The 18,126-nt window shown below is 60.4% G+C and carries 16 protein-coding genes, 1 tRNA gene, 1 other RNA gene and 1 riboswitch; of the genes, 8 read left to right on the top strand and 10 right to left on the bottom strand.

The features are described from left to right. Window positions 1–61: 61 nt before the first annotated feature. From VWZ81_RS12345 to VWZ81_RS12365, 5 genes are all read right to left on the bottom strand, one after another. Complete coding sequence (locus VWZ81_RS12345; RefSeq protein WP_416538247.1) at window positions 62–1,672, bottom strand: ABC transporter ATP-binding protein; 1,611 nt, start codon at window positions 1,670–1,672, stop codon at window positions 62–64. Between the two features lie 88 nt (window positions 1,673–1,760). Then, entirely contained in the window at window positions 1,761–2,867 is a 1,107-nt protein-coding gene (locus VWZ81_RS12350; RefSeq protein WP_340546714.1) for an ABC transporter permease, read from the bottom strand. A gap of 3 nt (window positions 2,868–2,870) precedes the next feature. Beyond that, a complete protein-coding gene (locus tag VWZ81_RS12355) occupies window positions 2,871–3,956 on the bottom strand; it encodes a microcin C ABC transporter permease YejB (RefSeq protein ID WP_340546713.1) in 1,086 nt (361 codons plus the stop codon). 9 nt (window positions 3,957–3,965) lie between these two features. Further along, window positions 3,966–5,888: an extracellular solute-binding protein gene (locus VWZ81_RS12360; protein WP_416543231.1), complete on the bottom strand. Its 1,923-nt coding sequence runs from the start codon at window positions 5,886–5,888 to the stop codon at window positions 3,966–3,968. Between the two features lie 232 nt (window positions 5,889–6,120). Beyond that, window positions 6,121–6,624: a c-type cytochrome gene (locus VWZ81_RS12365; RefSeq protein ID WP_340546711.1), complete on the bottom strand. Its 504-nt coding sequence runs from the start codon at window positions 6,622–6,624 to the stop codon at window positions 6,121–6,123. A 118-nt stretch (window positions 6,625–6,742) separates the two neighbouring features. On the opposite strand from VWZ81_RS12365, the gene VWZ81_RS12370 reads away from it, so the two are divergent. Then, on the top strand, window positions 6,743–7,576 hold the full coding sequence (locus VWZ81_RS12370) for a prephenate dehydratase (protein ID WP_340546710.1): 834 nt from the start codon (window positions 6,743–6,745) through the stop codon (window positions 7,574–7,576). A 102-nt stretch (window positions 7,577–7,678) separates the two neighbouring features. Here VWZ81_RS12370 and VWZ81_RS12375 read toward each other — a convergent pair whose 3' ends face one another. After that, entirely contained in the window at window positions 7,679–8,146 is a 468-nt protein-coding gene (locus VWZ81_RS12375; protein WP_340546709.1) for an SRPBCC family protein, read from the bottom strand. Window positions 8,147–8,215: 69 nt separating this feature from the next. After that, entirely contained in the window at window positions 8,216–9,211 is a 996-nt protein-coding gene (gene nudC / locus VWZ81_RS12380) for an NAD(+) diphosphatase (RefSeq protein ID WP_416543230.1), read from the bottom strand. A 314-nt stretch (window positions 9,212–9,525) separates the two neighbouring features. Between nudC and VWZ81_RS12385 the strand changes: the two genes are divergently transcribed. The 3 genes from VWZ81_RS12385 (at window position 9,526) to VWZ81_RS12395 (ending at window position 12,533) form a co-directional block, all read left to right on the top strand. Further along, a complete protein-coding gene (locus VWZ81_RS12385; protein WP_416543229.1) occupies window positions 9,526–11,394 on the top strand; it encodes a 5'-nucleotidase C-terminal domain-containing protein in 1,869 nt (622 codons plus the stop codon). Window positions 11,395–11,480: 86 nt separating this feature from the next. Then, an RNA gene (gene ffs, locus VWZ81_RS12390) (signal recognition particle sRNA small type) lies at window positions 11,481–11,579 on the top strand. 207 nt (window positions 11,580–11,786) lie between these two features. Beyond that, window positions 11,787–12,028: riboswitch (cobalamin riboswitch) on the top strand. Window positions 12,029–12,119: 91 nt separating this feature from the next. Then, window positions 12,120–12,533 carry a hypothetical protein gene (locus tag VWZ81_RS12395; RefSeq protein WP_416543228.1) on the top strand — a complete coding sequence of 138 codons (414 nt, stop codon included), beginning with the start codon at window positions 12,120–12,122 and terminating at the stop codon, window positions 12,531–12,533. Between the two features lie 125 nt (window positions 12,534–12,658). On the opposite strand, the gene VWZ81_RS12400 is transcribed toward VWZ81_RS12395, so the two are convergent. Then, the gene (locus VWZ81_RS12400; protein WP_340546844.1) at window positions 12,659–13,210 is read right to left on the bottom strand and encodes a protein-tyrosine phosphatase family protein; all 552 of its coding nucleotides are present in this window, start codon (window positions 13,208–13,210) and stop codon (window positions 12,659–12,661) included. Window positions 13,211–13,440: 230 nt separating this feature from the next. On the opposite strand from VWZ81_RS12400, the gene VWZ81_RS12405 reads away from it, so the two are divergent. The 4 genes from VWZ81_RS12405 to recR all read left to right on the top strand — a co-directional run bounded on the left by VWZ81_RS12405 (window position 13,441) and on the right by recR (window position 16,807). Continuing rightward, entirely contained in the window at window positions 13,441–15,306 is a 1,866-nt protein-coding gene (locus VWZ81_RS12405; protein WP_416543227.1) for a DNA polymerase III subunit gamma/tau, read from the top strand. Between the two features lie 17 nt (window positions 15,307–15,323). Next, entirely contained in the window at window positions 15,324–15,695 is a 372-nt protein-coding gene (locus VWZ81_RS12410; RefSeq protein ID WP_260082097.1) for a hypothetical protein, read from the top strand. 10 nt (window positions 15,696–15,705) lie between these two features. Beyond that, window positions 15,706–16,050 carry a YbaB/EbfC family nucleoid-associated protein gene (locus VWZ81_RS12415; protein ID WP_019298230.1) on the top strand — a complete coding sequence of 115 codons (345 nt, stop codon included), beginning with the start codon at window positions 15,706–15,708 and terminating at the stop codon, window positions 16,048–16,050. Window positions 16,051–16,207: 157 nt separating this feature from the next. Further along, window positions 16,208–16,807 carry a recombination mediator RecR gene (gene recR / locus VWZ81_RS12420; RefSeq protein ID WP_416534616.1) on the top strand — a complete coding sequence of 200 codons (600 nt, stop codon included), beginning with the start codon at window positions 16,208–16,210 and terminating at the stop codon, window positions 16,805–16,807. Window positions 16,808–16,959: 152 nt separating this feature from the next. Here recR and VWZ81_RS12425 read toward each other — a convergent pair. Both VWZ81_RS12425 and VWZ81_RS12430 read right to left on the bottom strand, forming a co-directional pair. Continuing rightward, a tRNA-Met gene (locus VWZ81_RS12425) sits at window positions 16,960–17,036 on the bottom strand. A 255-nt stretch (window positions 17,037–17,291) separates the two neighbouring features. After that, a complete protein-coding gene (locus tag VWZ81_RS12430; RefSeq protein ID WP_340546702.1) occupies window positions 17,292–18,062 on the bottom strand; it encodes a DUF1013 domain-containing protein in 771 nt (256 codons plus the stop codon). Window positions 18,063–18,126 lie beyond the last annotated feature (64 nt).

The raw sequence follows: 18,126 nt of genomic DNA on the forward strand, positions 1-18,126 counted from the left end.
CGCGACACCCATGCCATCGGAACCAAAGCTCAGGATCCGGCCTATCCGCCGAAACAAGCCCTCATCCAGCCGCAGCGAGCAACTGCCGCGTATAAGGATCCGACGGGTTGGCAAAGAGCTCCGCAGCGGATCCCGCCTCCACCACATCGCCCTGCTTCATCACGATCATCTTGTGCGACATCGCGCGCACGACGTTCAGGTCATGGGAGATGAACAGATAGGCCAGCCCGTAGCGCTTTTGCAGGTCGCGCAGCAGGTTGACGATCTGAACCTGTACCGTCATGTCCAGCGCCGATGTGGGTTCGTCCAGCACGACCAGTTTCGGCCGCAGCACCATGGCTCGCGCAATGGCGATCCGCTGCCGCTGGCCGCCGGAGAACTCATGCGGATAACGATCCATAAAGGCCGGATCGAGACCAACCTCCGTCATGACCTCAGCCACCAGATCCCGAGGATCCCGATCCTGATCGACATTGTGGATTGCCAGACCTTCGGCAATGATCTGCGCGCAGGTCATACGCGGGCTGAGCGAGCCAAAAGGATCCTGAAACACGATCTGCATATCGGCACGCAGCCGCCGCAGATCCCTCGTAGACCACTGGCGCAGATCCTGTCCCTGGAACTCCACACGCCCGTCCGACGCAATCAGCCGCATGATGGCAAGAGCCAGCGTTGTCTTGCCGCTGCCGCTTTCGCCGACGATGCCCAGCGTTTCGCCCGCCCGCACCGAAAGCGATGTCGGGTTCACAGCCTTCACATGGCCGACGGTACGTTTCAGCAAGCCTTTCTGGATGGGGAACCAGACCTTCAGATCCTCGGTCCGAACCAACTCTTCAGCAGCCTGAGGCACCGGCTCCGGCTGGCCTGTGGGTTCGGCATCCAGCAGTTTGCGGGTATAGGGATGCTGCGGATTGGCGAAAATCTCAGCTGTCGGTCCGGTCTCGACAATTACTCCGGCCTGCATGACACAGACACGATCCGCGATCCGGCGCACTATGCTCAGGTCGTGGGTAATGAACAGCAGCCCCATGCCCTCGCTGGCCTTCAGGTCCCCGAGCAGTTCAAGGATCTGGGCTTGGATCGTGACATCCAGTGCGGTGGTGGGTTCATCCGCGATCAGGATATCGGGCTGGTTGGCCAAGGCCATCGCGATCATCACCCGCTGGCGCTGACCACCCGACAATTGATGCGGATAGGCATCGAGACGGGTTTCAGCGTCGCGGATACCAACCCGGTTCAGCAGGTCCAAAATCCGGTTCCGCGCCGCAGCGCCCGCCAGCCCCTGATGCAGTGCCAGCGACTCGGCCAGCTGTTTCTCGATCGAGTGCAGCGGGTTGAGCGAGGTCATCGGCTCCTGAAAGATGAAGCTGATATCGTTGCCGCGCACCTGCCGAAGGCGGCGGTCACTGGCGCCGACCATTTCCTGTCCGTCGTAGGTGACAGACCCGCTGACAGTGGCGCTGTCCCCCAGCAATGACACGGTGGACAGCGCAGTCACCGACTTCCCGGACCCGCTCTCCCCCACCAGCGCGACTGTTTCGCCGCGACCAACAGAGAAGGACACACCGCGCACGGCCTCGGTCACCTTTCCATCCTGGCGGAAAGACACGCGCAGGTTCTCGACGTTTAATAGCGGCGCAGTTTGATCGCGTGTTGTCATCGGATTGCCCATGGGTTGGAGCATTTGCGGGTCGCACCATCGCACGGCGGCGAACAGGAAGCCGCGACGCCTCTATTCTGCGGATTAGAGCCTGAACCGGTCATGAGAAGGTCTTTCTCGGGTCAAAGGCATCGCGCACCCCTTCAAAGATGAAGACCAGCAGCGACAGCATGATGGCAAAGGTGAAAAACGCGGTGAAAGCAAGCCAGGGCGCCTCCAGGTTCTGTTTTGCCTGCAAGGTCAGCTCGCCCAGCGAGGGCGCCGAGGACGGCAGGCCAAAGCCGAGGAAGTCCAGCCCTGCAAGCGTGCCAATTGTGCCCGTCACGATGAAAGGCAGAAACGTCAGCGTCGCCACCATCGCATTGGGCAGCATATGGCGGAACATGATGGTCATATTCCCGACCCCGAGCGCCTTGGCAGCGCGGACGTATTCCAGATTTCGCGCGCGCAGGAACTCGGCCCGCACCACGCTCACAAGGGCGGTCCAGCTGAACAGGATCATCAGCACCACCAACAACCAGAAGCTGCGCCCAAGGATCGCAAACATGATGATGATGACATAGAGCTGCGGGATGGATCCCCAGATCTCGATCACGCGCTGAAAGATCAGGTCCAGCCACCCGCCAAAGAACCCCTGAACCGCACCCGCAGCAATACCGACCAATGTTGCTGCACCGGTGACCATCAGGGTAAACAGGATCGACAGACGGAAACCATGAATGACCCGCGCCAGCACATCCCGTTTGGTGTCATCGGTGCCCAGCAGGTTCTCTCCATTCGGTGGCAGCGGTGCCGCACCGGGCCGGTCGACCGTGGTGTTAAACGAATAGGGAATCAACGGCCAGATGGCCCATCCTTCTACGAACCCGTCTGCTGAAAATGTACCGGCCTCGATCTCTTCCAGAATAGTTTCGGGGTCGTCAAAGCAGTCTTCGATCCCGCCGGAGGCAATCAGACACCGAACCTCAGGGTCGCGATACGCCGCCTCGGTCTGGAAATCGCCACCAAAGACTGTCTCCGGGTAGAAATTGAACACCGGGGTAAAATATGAACCACGGTAGTTGACCAGCATCGGTTTGTCGTTGGCGATGAACTCGGCAAAGAGCGAAATGCCAAACAGGACCGAGAAGATCCACAGCGACCAGAAAGCCCGGCGATTGCGGCAGAAATTGTTCCAGCGGCGCTGGTTGAGCGGAGACAAAGCCATCTGTCAGCCCTCTCTCTTTTCAAAGTCGATACGCGGATCGACGATCACATACATGAGGTCGGAGATAATGCCGACAACAAGGCTCATCAAACCAAAGATGAACAGCGTGCCAAAGATCACCGGATAGTCGCGCGCCACGGCCGCCTCGAACCCCAGCCGCCCCAGACCATCGAGCGAGAAGATCGTTTCGATGATCAGGCTGCCGGAGAAGAACACACCGATGAAGACTGCTGGAAAACCCGCGATTACGATCAGCATCGCGTTGCGGAAGACATGGCCGTAGAGCACGCGCCGCTCGCTCAGCCCCTTGGCCCGTGCCGTCATGACATATTGCTTCTTGATCTCATCCAGAAAGGAGTTCTTCGTCAGCAGCGTCAGCGTGGCGAAGGCGGATATGGTCGAGGCGACTACCGGCAGCGTGATGTGCCAGAAATAATCCGCCACCTTGCCAAACAGGCTGAGACTCTCCCAATTGTCGGAGGTCAGCCCCCGCAGTGGAAAGATCTGCCAGTAAGAGCCGCCGGCAAACAGCACCAGCAGCAGAATCGCAAACAGAAAGCCGGGGATCGCATAGGCTGCGATGATCAGACCGCTGGTCCAGGTGTCAAACCGGCTGCCATCGCGCAACGCCTTGCGGATGCCCAGCGGGATCGAAATCAGATAGGCGATCAGCGTCGACCAGAGCCCCAGGGAGATCGACACCGGCATTTTCTCCAGCACCAGATCCATCACATCAATCTTGCGAAAGTAGCTCTCCCCAAAGTCAAAGCGCATGTAGTTGCCGACCATCAGGAGGAACCGCTCCAACGGCGGCTTGTCCAGGCCATACTGCCGTTCCAGCTCTGCGATCAGCTCCGGCGGCAGCCCCTGTCGGCCAGCGTAGTTGTCATTGGCGGCAACGGCCTCACTGCCCGCATCCCCGCCGCCCCCGGCGAAGCCTTCAAAGACGTCACCGCCGCCTTCCAGCTGCGCGATCATCTGCTCAACCGGCCCCCCCGGCACAAATTGCACCAGAGCAAAATTGATGACGAGGATCCCGAACAGGGTCGGGATCACCAGAAGAAAACGTCTAAGGATATAGGCTGCCATGTCAGGCGCTTACCTCAACGCGCCGGAGGATTTCAATGCCGCTTCTTTCTCGGCGTTGACCCACCAGACATCACTCAGCCCCAGATCGAACAGCGGCAGGGTCTCTGGCTGCTCATAGAAATTCCAATACGCCACCCAGTTCACATCCAGATACCAGGTCGGCACCATGAACCGCTTGGCGCGCAGGACGCGATCTAGGGCACGCACATTGGCATATAGTTCTTCCTGGTCTTCTGCCTTCACGATCGCGCCGATCAGCGTATCAACTGCTGGATCCGCCATTCCAGCCGGGTTGAACACCGAAAACTCGTGCGCGTCAGACCCAAACTGCTGATAGAGCCCGGTCGAAGGTTGCAGATATTTCGGGTAGGCGTAGGTGATCATGTCGAAGTCTTTTTCACGACGGCGGCTGGTATATTGCGCAAAATCGACCCGGTTGGAAATCGCGTCGATCCCTATCTGGCGTAGATTGGCGATATAGGGCTGCACGATCCGTTCAATCGTCGGCGAATCGATCAGGAACTCCAGCTTCAGCAGCTCTCCTTCGGCGTTGCGACGCAGACCGTCGTTGCCAACAGTCCATCCCGCCTCATCCAGCAGCTTCATGGCCCGACGCAGGTTACGCCGATCCGCCGGACGATCCGGGTTGGAGCTATGAGCCATCACCGGCTCGCTGGTCAGCAGCGCTGGATCAATGAGATCGCCCAGATCCTTCAGCACCTCCAGTTCGCGCCCCTCGGGCAGGCCCTTGGCTTCCAGCGCTGTGTCTTGCCAGAAGGAATGGCGCTGCGCGAACAGCCCATATTGCAGGCTGTCATTGGTCCATTCGAAATTATAGCCAAGCTGAACCGCCTCACGCACGCGCGGATCTTGGAATTTGGGGCGCAGGAGGTTCATCACAAACCCACTGGCGGCCGGGACATTGCCATCCGGGAATTCCCCCTTCACCACATCCCCCTCCTTGACCGCATCGAACTCATACGACGTTGCCCAGCTCTTGGAGCTGTTTTCTGGCCGCATGGTGTAAATGCCTGCCTTGAACCCTTCCATCGCGGCCACGCTGTCGCCAAAATACTCGATGCGGATGCGGTCATAGTTGTGACGCCCGACGTTCACGTTGACGTCGTTACCCCAATAGTCGGGGTTGCGTTTGTAGATGATGCGCTGGTTCACATCGACCGTTTCCACCACATAGGGACCTGATCCGATGCCAGGATCCAGACGCGGCTCATCCAGGCGGCGGTTCTCCGGGTCTGCCTCGAACCATGCCTTGGAGAACACCGAGGTGCCGCCGACCTGCGTGATCATCGCCCGGCGCGGGAAATCCGGCGAAAAGTAGAATTTTACCCGATGCGGGCCAAGAACCTCGGCCTTGGGGATGCGTTTCTTCACCGCCTCCGCATAGGACTGCAATCCCTGCTCTAGCAGCAGGTTGTGGGAAAACACCACATCCTCAGCTGTGACAGGGGTTCCATCCGAAAACCGCGCTTCGGGGCGCATGTTGAAAATCACCCAATCCTGGCTTTCGGGATACTCAAGGCTTTCGGCCAGCAGCCCATAGTAGGATCCCGGCTCGTCATAGGATCCAATCATCAGCGATTCAAAATGGTCCGCCGACATCGCGCCGCCCCGACCCTTGCGGGTATAGGGGTTCATACTGTCAAAGGTGCCCACCGCCGACAGAGACAGTTCGCCCCCTTTGGGCGCCTTTGGATTGACGTAGTCGAAATGTTCAAAGCCTTCGGGATATTTCAACTCTCCAAATTCGGTGAACCCGTGGCTTTTGATTACCTTGTCTTCGGCATGTCCCAGGGTGGCGGCCAGTGCCAGCATCGCAAATGCGGCAAACCCTGTCATCACGGCCCGAAAAAGCGGTTGCGGATCAATCGCTCGGGCCAAAACGGCACGACGCGGTGTGGTGGGCGTCTTCATCTGCCAATACCTCCATTGTCCGGCCTTCGCTGCCAGGATCATTCTCTGTCCCAAAGCTAAGCGGGCCGACCCCCTACATTCAAGTTCAGATTGGCTGAATTTCCCGTGTGTCAACCGATGTCAGGGCATGAACCCGCCTGCCTAGACATCAAATCCGCGCCAGCACACCCCGAAAGCAAAAAGACCGCACCAACTGGCGCGGTCTTTTGGTCATGGGCAAAGGCAACTGAAATCAGTTGTCGAGGCTGTCCAGATAGGCAATCAGGTTCACCCGATCGCTTTGTTTTTTCAGGCCACTGAAGCTCATGGTGGTGCCCGGCGCATATTGCGACGGCTTGGTCAGAAAGGCATCGAGCTCTTCAGCTGTCCATTCGCCGCCCATCCCCGCCAGCGACGCGGAATAGCCAAAGCCATCTGCGGCAGCAATCGGGCGACCAACGACACCGTAGAGGTAAGGACCGGTGCTATTGGCACCAGCTTCGAGTTTGTGGCAGGCGGAGCATTTCTTGAAGACATTGGCACCTTTGCCAACATCTGCTGCGGCCATCAGTTCGCCGAAGTCGACGACTTCAACTACTTCTTCCGCACCTGCCTCTTCCACTTCGATCACATAGGAAGCCTCGCCATGAGCTTCGGTGTGATAGAGCCCCTCTGCGGCCCATTTGCCTAGCAGGAGCACGAGGAAAGCGCCGCAAAAGCCTGCGGTCGCTTTGGTAAGGGTCATCGTGTCAAACATGATCGCGAGTCCATTTCAGCTGTCTGGGAGGGTGTCTAAGGCTTCCCCTCTCAAGTGGCAAGGTATAGACAGCGCGACGAAACGCCCGTTTTTGAAGTTTTGCACGGATGTCGCAGTTATGACCCATAGAATTGCCATTCAGGGGGAGCTTGGCTCCTACAGCCACGAAGCCTGCCGCAAGGAGCGCCCCGACATGGACGTGCTGCCTTGTCGTAACTTCGAGGATGCCATTGACGCTGTCCGCAACGGCGAAGCCGAATTGGCGATGCTGCCGGTGGAGAACTCAACCTACGGGCGCGTTGCGGATATCCACCGCCTGCTGCCCCACAGCGGTTTGCACATCATTGATGAGGCCTTTGTGCGGGTGCATATCAATCTTCTTGGCGTTCCTGGTGCGCGGCTTGAGGATATCAAGGACGCTCATTCGCATCTGGTGCTGCTCCCGCAATGTGCGCGTTTCCTCAGCGAAAACAACATTCGCGGCCGCGTCAGCCCGGACAACGCCCGCGCCGCGCGCGATGTCGCTGAACAAGGCGACAAGAGCCATGCGGCGCTGGCCAGCGAATTGGCCGGAGAGATCTACGGCCTTGAGGTGCTGGCACGCCATATCGAGGATCATGGCAACAATACCACGCGCTTCCTGACCATGTCACGTGAGCCGAATCTGGAGCGCCGTGGCAACCACGGCATGATCACCAGCTTTGTCTTTCAGGTCCGCAACATCCCGGCAGCTCTCTACAAGGCGATGGGCGGATTCGCGACCAACGGTATCAACATGACCAAGCTGGAGAGCTACATGGTCGACGGATCCTTCACAGCGACCCAGTTCTATGCAGATATCGACGGTCATCCCGACGATCCAAATGTGCAGCTCGCCATGGACGAGCTGGCCTATTTCACCACCAACATTGAAATACTGGGTGTCTACCCGGCCAATGACGACCGATTCTGACCGGTGTCGTCGCGGCTAACGCGTCGATGGCGGCCTCAGCTACCGGCCCCGGATCGGTAATCCCGAATCCAACCCAGCAGCCGGTTGGCCCGCGGGCCACGCTCAGGCTGAACGATTGACGCGCTCTTCCGTCTGCTTGGCGAACTCGGACACCCGCTTCTTGAAACCACGCTTGAGTTTGGTTTTGGCCAGTTTCAGCGACTGAACCATCAAACGCCCTGACAGTGTCTTCGGTGTCAGCGTCAGGGTCACGGAAAGCCGGGTGCGCTGCGGCGACAGGGCCAGCAGCTCAATATCCATCGTGCCATCCATCCCGCTACCCGTGCCGCTCAGAATCATCTGAGTTACCGGCTCGTAGGTGCTGAGCGACAGATGCAGATTGCGCTTCTTTCCGCGGAACTGAAATTCGATGTCCCAGGCCAGTCCGTTCTCCGGATGCTGCGCATCTCCCAGGCGCTGCACATCGACACCCCGACGCAACGCCATCCGCTCCATGCTCTCGAAATCAGAAATCGACCGAAAGACTTCGGCGATAGGTGCGTCGATGTCTTCTTTGCTGGAGAAATCCATGGGCATCCTGTCGTTACGGCGGATCTGCAAGATCCAATGGCAGTCTTGAGCTGAATTCTACTATTCGTCTCAATCCAGTGTATCTGCAAGCCAGTTCTGCAAAAGGAAATGTGCAATTGCGCCGTTGCGCGGTCTGCGAATTTCAGGATGGCCCCCTTCAAAAACCGTCATCATCTCCTGCCGCGAAACCCAGCGCGCCGCTTCGATTTCTTTCGGGTCGATGGTGATCTCCCGCCCCAGAGCCTCGCCCGCACAGCCAAACATCAACGACATAGGAAACGGCCAGGGCTGGCTGGACAGGTAGCTGACGGCGCCGACCTTCACCCCTGTTTCCTCTTCCGTCTCGCGTCTCACGGCTGCTTCCAGCGTTTCTCCCGGCTCCACGAAACCGGCCAGCAGCGAATACATCCCCTCCGGCCACCCCGGCGAGCGACCAACCAGAACGGCATCACCATGGGTGATCAGCATGATGACCACCGGGTCGGTACGCGGAAAATGGGCCGCACCGCAACTGGGACAAAGCCGCTGCCAGCCAGCCTGCGCCATATTGCTTTTCGCGCCACAACAGGCGCAGAACCCATGGCTGTGATGCCAGCCGAACACCGCCCGTGCCATCGCTGCCAGTTCGGCGTCCTCGCGGCTGAGTTGTGCCATGATGCGGCGCAGCTCCACAAACCCTGTGTCAGTGGGCAAATCCGGGTGCCGCTGTTCACTGTTGTCGACAAAGCCGCGCAGCGCGCTCTCGTCATGATTGTCTGGCTGCCACCCACTGATATCAAGCGAGAACCGTGCCAAACCAGCAGCACAGCATCCCAGGAAGACCGCTTGCCCCACACCAGCCGTCGCCAGGGGATGATCGGACCCGATCCAGGCCAGAGCATCGGGCACAGCGCCGCTCTCCACTCCCGTATCGGGTAACGTACATAGCGGTTTCCCTCTCCAAATCAAAAGGATACGGCAATTTTCGCTCTGCCAGCGTGTTGTCAGGGCCGCCGGATCATCCCGGAGCTGTGCGGCCCGGTCCAGACCGCTGCCACCAAATGTCACTTGTTCCGCCTGTCGCATCGCGCTGCCCCGCTGCTACGTCTGCGCACGGATGTGTCGCAGCACCTGAATCTGGCAGAGAAATACATCTATGAGATGATAAGCTGTTTCCTCTGCGCCACAGTGATCTAGAAATATCCTGACCCCTCGCAACAGGTGAAAACCGTAAATCCGCAGCATCTCAAGTGGAAAGCAACGCGATTGATTAGAATTTTCGGCAACAAGCGACTTTCGGGCGTCACATTTGATTGCTTCAAACAGGCAAACAGGCTTGTTAATAAATTGGCAATCAATGCCACCCCGAGGTTCGCCGTGAGACCGCTAAGAAACGCAATATGACAGGATCGGATCAAACCGAAGACGAAAAGGTCGGATCCCTGCGCATTCTGGCGACCACGGATCTGCATGCTAATCTTTTGAGTCACGACTATTATTCTGATCGCCCCGACCCAAGCCTGGGGCTCTCTCGTGTTGCCACACTGATCGCTGAGGCGCGCAAGGAAGCCGCTGCCAAAGGCGCCGCGACACTGCTTGTCGACAATGGCGACAGCATCTTCGGCACCCCGATAGCAGAGCGCCCGATGCAGCTCAGCGAGACCCGCCCGGCCCCGGTTGCCCGCGCGTTCGACCTACTCGGCTACGATGCGATCGGGCTCGGCAACCATGATTTCGATTTCGGCCTGGATCAGCTCAGGCAGGCCTTGCTGCAGATCTCCTGCCCCGTCATCTGCTCAAATATGCAGCTGGTGGATCCGCAGGCTTCCTTGCCTTTTTGCCAGTCCGCAGTGCTCGAACGCGTTTTCCCCGGTTCGGAGGATCTGCCGCTTCGGATCGGCGTGCTCTCGGTTCTGCCGATGCAAACCCTGAAATGGGCCGCGCATCAACTGCAGGGTCGCGTCACCATCGACGACATGGTGCAATGTGCCGCCCGGCAGGCCGACGCGTTGCGCGCCAGGGGCTGCGATATCGTCATCGCGCTGGCCCATACCGGTATCGGAGAGCAAACTACCGGATACGGCATTGAGAACGCACTCCACCCGCTTGCAGATCTTGGCGTTCTGGACGCCATCATCGGAGGTCACACTCATCTGACCCTGCCGGATCCGCGCCACCCCGTATCCGCACCTGTGGTGATGCCGGGTGCCCATGGCTCACACCTCGGCGTGATCGACCTGCACGTCCAGCTGCAATCGGGCCGCTGGACCGTGACCAAAACCACCTGCAGATTGCGCCCTATCGCCCGGCGCAAGACCATCGCCGGCGCGGGTGGCATGCTCGTTCCCCTGGTGGCCGAAGACCCCGTCATGGTCGACGCCCTCGCAGAAGACCACGCAGAGACACGCAGGCGGATGGCCCAGCCTGTCGGCAGCACCAGCAGACCGCTGCACTCTTATTTCACCTTCCTTGGTCGCGATCAGGCCCTCGCGCTGGTGGCCTGGGCCCAGGCGGCTGCGGTGCGCCCCGCCCTGCGAGATACTGTTGCCGGAAACCTGCCACTGCTCTCAGCGACCGCTCCCGGCAAATTCGGCGCCCGGTCAGGTCCGTCCAACTACACAGATGTACCGGCCGGCCAGATGTACATGCGCCATGTCGTCGACATCCAGCCCTTCCCGAACGAGCTGCGCACGGTGGTTCTGAATGGTGCCCAGCTGCGCGATTGGCTGGAGATGTCGGCGGGTCTCTTCAATCAGATCGCGCCGGGCACCTCTGGAGACCCGCTGTTGGACACGGACCGGGCCGGTCACAACTTTGATGTCATCTTTGGGCTGCAATACGACATCGATGTCTCCGTACCTGCCAGATTTGCCAGCGATGGTGAGCTGATTGACCCCAGCAATCACCGAATCCGCAATCTGCGCTGGAAAGGGGCTCCAATACCAGAGAACCAACATTTCGCCGTAGCAGTAAGCAGTTACCGCATTGGCGGCGGCGGCAACTTCACGATGGCCCAGGCCGCGACCCGCCTGCCGACGCCCCCCCTGCGGGTCAGGGACGTGATTTGCGATTATGTCGCCGGGCGCCTGATGCGCGATCCATTGGAACAAGCGCCGCCCCCCTGGCGGCTGTCCAGTCACCCCTCGACCGAGGTCGAGATCTTTACCGGACCCGGCGCCCGCACATATCTCACCGATCTCGACCCGGCCCGCCACAATTTGTACGGCACAACCGCCGACGGATTTTTGCGGATCGGTGTCAAGCTCTGATCCCCGCCTGAATGCGCCCGCTGCCATGCGCCTTATTGCGGTCAGACGGGCTTGCCATTCCTGATCTGCCCTCCTATATCGACCAGTGAGAGGTTGGCGCGGGCAAGCGCCTCGCCAACCTGGTCAGATCCGGAAGGAAGCAGCCACAACGAGCCCCGCTTGGGTCGATGTCCAACCTCTCACCTCCCACCATCCCCGTCATTCAGTCGCCGCCCCCGGCAGAGTTAGCTGCCTCTTGCCAGTTTGGCCGCTGATCCGCCGCACCAAACGGCGCTGGCATTGCCGCTATATATAGTGGCACGGGGCGCCACTCCGCCCCGATATGGTAGACAATACGCCGAAGAAATACCCCATCCCCTGACGTAGCGCTTGACGACTCGCCCCGCCAGCCGCTAGCCCTAGTGGCAGATGGTTCCTGCATCGCTGCCACGCGATCAGGATGAAAAGGGAACACGGTGCGAGATGGTAGACATACCGGATCAATGCCGCGACTGCCCCCGCAACTGTAAGCGGTGAGCAACCTCGGACCATGCCACTGATGCCACGGATCCCGTTGGATCCCACGGTGTTGGGAAGGCCCCGAAGTTGCCGCGACCCGCGAGTCAGGAGACCTGCCATCTGATGAGAAACTCGAAACCGGGCGGGGTGTCCTGGCAGGGTCTGCATGTCCGCCGATTGGCCTGCCAGCTCTGACCGTTCATCCCCTCCTTCGCGCGGAGGGCGCAATGAACTGGACTGATACGACACATGGCTATTCCCTGAGCACCTGCCAGCATCTGGGGCAACCCTGCCCGGCGGCAGAGCGCATGATTGCGCGCCTCGCCGCCGCCATGGGACAGGCAAAAGCCGTCACAACCGAGGATTTCGAAGTTGCCGGGACATGCGAGCTGACCGCCTGCGACCGGCCCTGCGAGGCGAGATTTGCCGCCAGACATGACCGCATCCGCATTTATTGTGGTGTCTCGCAAGAGGCGGATCTGGCCGGTCTTGACCGTTTCGCGGATGCCCTCTTTCTGCCCTCGGCTGACAGCCTCCCCCTTGCCAAGCTGCCGGATTACCCCTGCGGCTTGGCACAGGCTGTGCCGCTGGCACCTCAGATGGCCCGAATCACCCCTCCGCAGCTCGCAGCTTTCAGCTGAACGCCGCTTTGAAAGGACCGCACGCCGCGCTTGCGCGGCGCCACGCCCAACGGGATATGACCTTGCCGAAGGTCATATCCGGGCGGGAGCATCTCCCTGCGCCGGCCCCTTTCACACAGCCGCTGTCAGGAGCCTTTGCCGGGAATACGCCTCGGGCCATACGCCCAGATCATCTGAGCGTCGGTCTCGATTGCGCAGGGGCGAATGGCCCGTAGCCGTGCCAACGCCAGATCCGGCCGCTCGCCGCATTCCGTCATCAGCCGCAGCACCACCATGCCAGACCGGCCACAGCCACCCCGGCAATGCACCAGCACCCGACCACCGCCAACAAGCGCCTTGCGCGCCAGATGGCTGACCTCCGGCCAACGGCTCAGGATCTCCGGCGGCGGCGCACTGAAATCAGGGACGGGCAAATGTATCCATCGGCTGCCGATACTCTGCAGATCCGTCCCGATCGTCTCGGCACCAACTGCGGCATGTTCCTCCTCCGTGGTCATCGAAATGACCAAACCGGGCTGCCACTCTCGAATGTGGTCCATATCGCCACGATAATCGCCCCCTGCACCAGGCAGCGGGCATAGCGCCAGAATACCATCCGCCACCGAAAGCGCGTGCAAGATCAGCGTGCCCCCGGCCCGCTCCTCTTCGATGTCACCGTGTTGAGATCCATCCTCCATGGTCAGCCCCCACTGCCAATTCACCGCCTGATCCTACGCCAGCAATCCCCCCGGACGATCACATCCTCCAATGTAGCGATCTGTCGGCCCTGCACCTAATGGTTTCTGAAAGCCCGATGGCACACACGGCTTATCCTGCCGCGACCACCATCAGCGGTGGACGCCACGCGCGGGCTTGCCTACTTTACCCGGACATCAACGACCGACCCCCGAATCTGGCACGAGACATCATGAGCGACACAGCAGGCGACACAGCAGACCAAACCTCGGGTCAATACCAGGTTCTGGCCCGCAAATACCGGCCCGAGACCTTTGCCGATCTGGTGGGTCAGGACGCCATGGTGCGGACGCTGAAGAACGCCTTTGCCGCCGATCGCATCGCCCAGGCCTTCATCATGACAGGCATCCGCGGCACCGGCAAAACCACAACCGCCCGGATCATCGCCAAGGGCATGAACTGCATCGGCGAGGATGGCCAGGGCGGCCCCACCACCGATCCTTGCGGCAAATGCGAGCATTGCACGGCGATCATGGAAGGCCGCCATGTCGATGTGATGGAGATGGACGCGGCCTCGCGCACAGGTGTCGGAGACATCCGCGAGATCATTGACTCGGTGCAGTACCGCGCCGCCTCGGCCCGCTACAAGATCTACATCATCGACGAAGTTCACATGCTATCGACCAGCGCGTTCAACGCGCTCTTGAAGACGCTGGAGGAGCCGCCCGCGCATGTGAAGTTCATCTTCGCCACCACCGAAATCCGCAAGGTGCCGGTGACGGTGCTGTCGCGCTGCCAGCGGTTTGACCTGCGCCGGATCGAGCCGGAGGTGATGATTGCCCTCCTGCGCAAGATCGCAACGGCTGAGGGCGCCCAGATTGCCGACGACGCGCTGGCGCTCATCACTCGCGCCGCCGAAGGATCTGCCCGGGATGCGACCTCGCTCCTGGATCAGGCGATTTCCCATGGCGCGGGCGAGACCACCGCCGATCAGGTCCGCGCCATGCTGGGCCTTGCCGACCGCGGCCGGGTACTGGACCTGATGGACATGATCCTGCGCGGCGATGCGGCGGCGGCACTGACGGAACTCAGTGCGCAATATGCCGAGGGCGCAGACCCGTTGGCGGTGCTGCGCGATCTGGCGGAGATCACCCATTGGGTTTCTGTGGTGAAGATCACGCCTGATGCGGCTGAAGACCCCACCGTCAGCCCCGATGAGCGCGCCCGTGGCGGCCAGATGGCCGAAGCCCTGCCGATGCGGGTGCTGACGCGGATGTGGCAGATGCTTCTGAAGGCTCTGGAGGAGGTTGCCGCCGCCCCCAACGCGATGATGGCGGCCGAAATGGCCGTGATCCGTCTGACTCATGTGGCTGATTTGCCAACCCCCGAACAGCTGATGCGCACGCTTCAGGACACCCCGCCGCCACCACCAGCTGGCCCCGGCAATGGCGCCCCCCTGCCGCAGGCGGGCGCGCAGGGGCACCATGCCGGGCAATATGCGGGCCAAAACACCGGCCAGAATCAAAACTCCGGCCACAACACGGGTCAGACAGTCTCCGGCTATCAGCCCGGCCCTGGCAGCGGGCCGACGATGTCGCAGACCATCTCCGCCACGGGCGGCGGACCGGCCACTGCCCTTGCGCCGCAGATGGATCAGGCGCTGGCCCGATACCCCAGCTTTGAACATATCGTTGAACTGATTCGCGTCCGCCGGGATGGCCTGCTGCTGGAATATGTCAAAACCTACCTGAGGCTGGTCTCCTACCAGCCGGGGCGGATCACCATCCAGCCCACCGATGACGCGCCCAAGGATCTGGCACAACGCCTTGGCCAGCAGCTGCAGACCTGGACGCAGGCACGCTGGGTCATTTCCATCGCAAACGAAGGCGGTGGTGAGACGATCACCGAACGCGACAACGCAGTTGAAAACGCCCTGCGCGACAAGGCCAGTCAACATCCGATCGTACAGGCCGTTCTGGACAGCTTCCCCAAGGCCAGGATCATCAAGATCCGCACCGCCGAAGACCTCGCCGCCGAGGTCGAAGCAGACGCCCTGCCAGAGGTCGAGGACGAATGGGATCCCTTCGAAGAAGAGTAACTTGCTTTGCAGGTATAATGACGCTGTTTCCCGCTGCAGCAATTGCAGAAGTCTGTGATAAGGAACGACTATCTTGGAAACCGGGTGATGGTCCGGCCACCGCCTGGGATGAGTTGATAGGCCTCTCCACCCTGCCCGTGTCCCTTGCGTTGCTTGCCCTTGCGGGCATCGCTCTGACCACACGAAACCGCCCGACCTTCGCAATCGCTGCCGTGCTCTGGGCCGGTCTTGCCTTTGTCGTTGCGATTGACCGGTACGAAAACGCGCTGAATTATGCGGTAGCCTACGACCTTGCAGAAGATTGCTTGGCGCCACCCCACTTGTTCATCGGCCTTGCAGTTGCGATATGTGCCGGGATGACTTACGGCGCGCTGCGCCCTCGCACTTAGGAGAAAACAGATGCTCAAAGGCCTCGGCGGTCTTGGCGACATGGCCAAGATGATGAAATCGGCACAGGAACTGCAAACCAAAATGGCGCAGATGCAGGAAGACCTGCACAATGTCATGGTCACCGGCGAAGCAGGCGCAGGTCTGGTGAAGGCGACCGCCTCGGCCAAGGGCGATCTGAAGGCGCTGGATATTGATCCGTCGATCTTCAACGGCGACGACAAGGAAGTGGTCGAAGACCTGATCCTCGCCGCAATCAAGGATGCCCAAGCGAAGGCAGCCGAGAAGGCGCAGGACGAAATGGCCAAGCTGACCGAAAGCATGGGCCTGCCCAAGGATATCAAGCTGCCGTTCTAAGCTGCGGCATCATGCAGACCCGATCAGGCGGCCCTGTGGCCGCCTTTTCTTTTGCTCCGCAGGCACTGTAAAACAAAACCTGAACAGACTGCCTGCGCCCCCTTGTGCTTTCCAAGGGCAATCAGCCTATATAGCAGGGCAGACAGGGGCGTTAGGCATGATCAAGAACTCCACCACCGATATCGAAGACCTGATTGCCCTGATGGCCAAACTGCCGGGGCTGGGGCCGCGCTCTGCCCGCCGGGCGGTCTTGCACCTGATCCGCAAACGCGCCCTGCTGCTGACACCACTGGCTGAAACGATGAGTGACGTTGCAGCCACGGCTCGTGAATGCCTCAACTGCGGCAATGTCGGCACCAGCGATCTCTGTACCATCTGCGAGGATATGACCCGCGCCAATGGCGAACTCTGCGTGGTGGAGGATGTCGCGGATCTCTGGGCGATGGAGCGGGCGGCGGTCTTCAAAGGGCGCTATCACGTGCTTGGCGGCACGCTGTCGGCGCTGGATGCCGTCGGCCCCGACGAGCTGCGCATTCCCCGTCTGGTGGACCGGGTTCAGGCCGAGAACGTCACGGAGGTGATTCTGGCGCTCAACGCCACGATCGACGGCCAGACCACGGCGCATTACATTGCCGATCAGCTCAACGGCCGGGTTCGACTCACCTCTCTTGCGCAGGGCGTGCCCATCGGCGGAGAACTGGATTACCTCGACGAAGGCACCATCACGGCGGCCCTGCGCGCCCGCAAGGACATCTGACACGCCCGTGCCACCCTTGGCCCACGGCCACGCCCCATGCCCAGGCGATATCTGATCAGACACAGCGGCTGGACGCTGATGTTCACAGGCGGAAACGCCGCGCAGTCACCCGGCACTATGCCAGTGGTCGAGTCTTTGTTTTCAAGGAGAAATGGTGGCGTGGGGGAGACTCGAACTCCCGACCTAACGATTATGAGTCGTTCGCTCTAACCAACTGAGCTACCGCGCCGTCGGGGTGCGAGGTACGCCAGCCACGGCCGCGCGTCAAGGCAGAAATGTCAGAAAAATGCAGCGATCCGCACCGAAAGGCGAATTTTTTGTGACGGTCGAATAATTGGCCTGCCCGCAGCTCAGCGGCCTGCCAGCATCCACGCCACAGCCACCCCGAAGGCAAGGCGCCTGAAACGCAAAAAAGCCACGGAACGCTGTGCATCCCGTGGCTTTTTTCTATCTTGCGTCACCCCTGTGCAGGGGCGCGTGTGGCTTAGAAACGGGGATCCGTATCGTCCTCGTCATCCTCGTCATCGCCACCGGCAGGCAGGTTGAAGAAGCTGTCAGCGTCAACCACATCCTCTTCTTCGGCGCGGCTCGGCTTGTCGCTGCCACCGAGGGTAAAGGTCTCCAGACCCTCGATCGCCGACGGCATACGGGGCTCTGCGTCCATCTCCAGCGACTGTTCAGTCGACACCAACTTGCGACGTTCGTCATCGCTCATCACACCACCTTCGGCAGCCTTCTTGGCGGCGGCTTTCTGTACGGCGGCATCCAGTTCGGACTGTTTACACAGGCCCAGCGCGACCGGGTCGATCGGCTGGATATTGGCAATGTTCCAATGGGTCCGCTCGCGGATCGCCTGAATGGTCGGCTTGGTGGTGCCCACCAGCTTGGAAATCTGGCCATCGGACAGCTCAGGGTGGAACTTCACCAGCCAGTAGATCGACGCCGGACGGTCCTGACGCTTGGACAGCGGCGTGTAGCGCGGTCCACGGCGTTTCTCTTCACCGGCAGCAGCCGGGTTGAACTTCAACTTCAGCTTATGCAGCGGGTTGTTTTCGGCCTTATCCACCTCTTCCTGCGTCAGCTGGTTGTTGGCAACCGGGTCGAACCCTTTGACGCCAGCAGCCACATCGCCATCAGCGATGCCCTGGATTTCCAGCTCGTGCATACCGACAAAATCGGCAATCTGTTTGAAGCTGATCGTGGTATTGTCCACCAGCCACACGGCGGTCGCCTTGGCCATCAACGGTTTTGCCATGCGCTCATCTCCTTAGTAACACGGTTGTCCCAGATACATCTTTCCCGTCGCCTGAAAGAGGCTT

The sequence above is a fragment of the Phaeobacter sp. JH20_34 genome (assembly GCF_048056095.1).
Lineage (GTDB): Bacteria > Pseudomonadota > Alphaproteobacteria > Rhodobacterales > Rhodobacteraceae > Phaeobacter > Phaeobacter bryozoorum.

Bases quoted from the DNA above. Each gene is read 5' to 3' on its own strand.
- VWZ81_RS12375 (WP_340546709.1), bottom strand. From the start codon at position 8,146: ATGGATTTCTCCAGCAAAGAAGACATCGACGCACCTATCGCCGAAGTC.
- VWZ81_RS12385 (WP_416543229.1), top strand. From the start codon at position 9,526: ATGACAGGATCGGATCAAACCGAAGACGAAAAGGTCGGATCCCTGCGC.
- VWZ81_RS12415 (WP_019298230.1), top strand. From the start codon at position 15,706: ATGCTCAAAGGCCTCGGCGGTCTTGGCGACATGGCCAAGATGATGAAA.
- VWZ81_RS12350 (WP_340546714.1), bottom strand. From the start codon at position 2,867: ATGGCTTTGTCTCCGCTCAACCAGCGCCGCTGGAACAATTTCTGCCGC.
- VWZ81_RS12405 (WP_416543227.1), top strand. From the start codon at position 13,441: ATGAGCGACACAGCAGGCGACACAGCAGACCAAACCTCGGGTCAATAC.
- VWZ81_RS12400 (WP_340546844.1), bottom strand. From the start codon at position 13,210: ATGGAGGATGGATCTCAACACGGTGACATCGAAGAGGAGCGGGCCGGG.
- VWZ81_RS12370 (WP_340546710.1), top strand. From the start codon at position 6,743: ATGACCCATAGAATTGCCATTCAGGGGGAGCTTGGCTCCTACAGCCAC.
- VWZ81_RS12355 (WP_340546713.1), bottom strand. From the start codon at position 3,956: ATGGCAGCCTATATCCTTAGACGTTTTCTTCTGGTGATCCCGACCCTG.
- nudC (WP_416543230.1), bottom strand. From the start codon at position 9,211: ATGCGACAGGCGGAACAAGTGACATTTGGTGGCAGCGGTCTGGACCGG.
- VWZ81_RS12360 (WP_416543231.1), bottom strand. From the start codon at position 5,888: ATGAAGACGCCCACCACACCGCGTCGTGCCGTTTTGGCCCGAGCGATT.
- VWZ81_RS12410 (WP_260082097.1), top strand. From the start codon at position 15,324: ATGACGCTGTTTCCCGCTGCAGCAATTGCAGAAGTCTGTGATAAGGAA.
- recR (WP_416534616.1), top strand. From the start codon at position 16,208: ATGATCAAGAACTCCACCACCGATATCGAAGACCTGATTGCCCTGATG.
- VWZ81_RS12345 (WP_416538247.1), bottom strand. From the start codon at position 1,672: ATGGGCAATCCGATGACAACACGCGATCAAACTGCGCCGCTATTAAAC.
- VWZ81_RS12395 (WP_416543228.1), top strand. From the start codon at position 12,120: ATGAACTGGACTGATACGACACATGGCTATTCCCTGAGCACCTGCCAG.
- VWZ81_RS12430 (WP_340546702.1), bottom strand. From the start codon at position 18,062: ATGGCAAAACCGTTGATGGCCAAGGCGACCGCCGTGTGGCTGGTGGAC.
- VWZ81_RS12365 (WP_340546711.1), bottom strand. From the start codon at position 6,624: ATGTTTGACACGATGACCCTTACCAAAGCGACCGCAGGCTTTTGCGGC.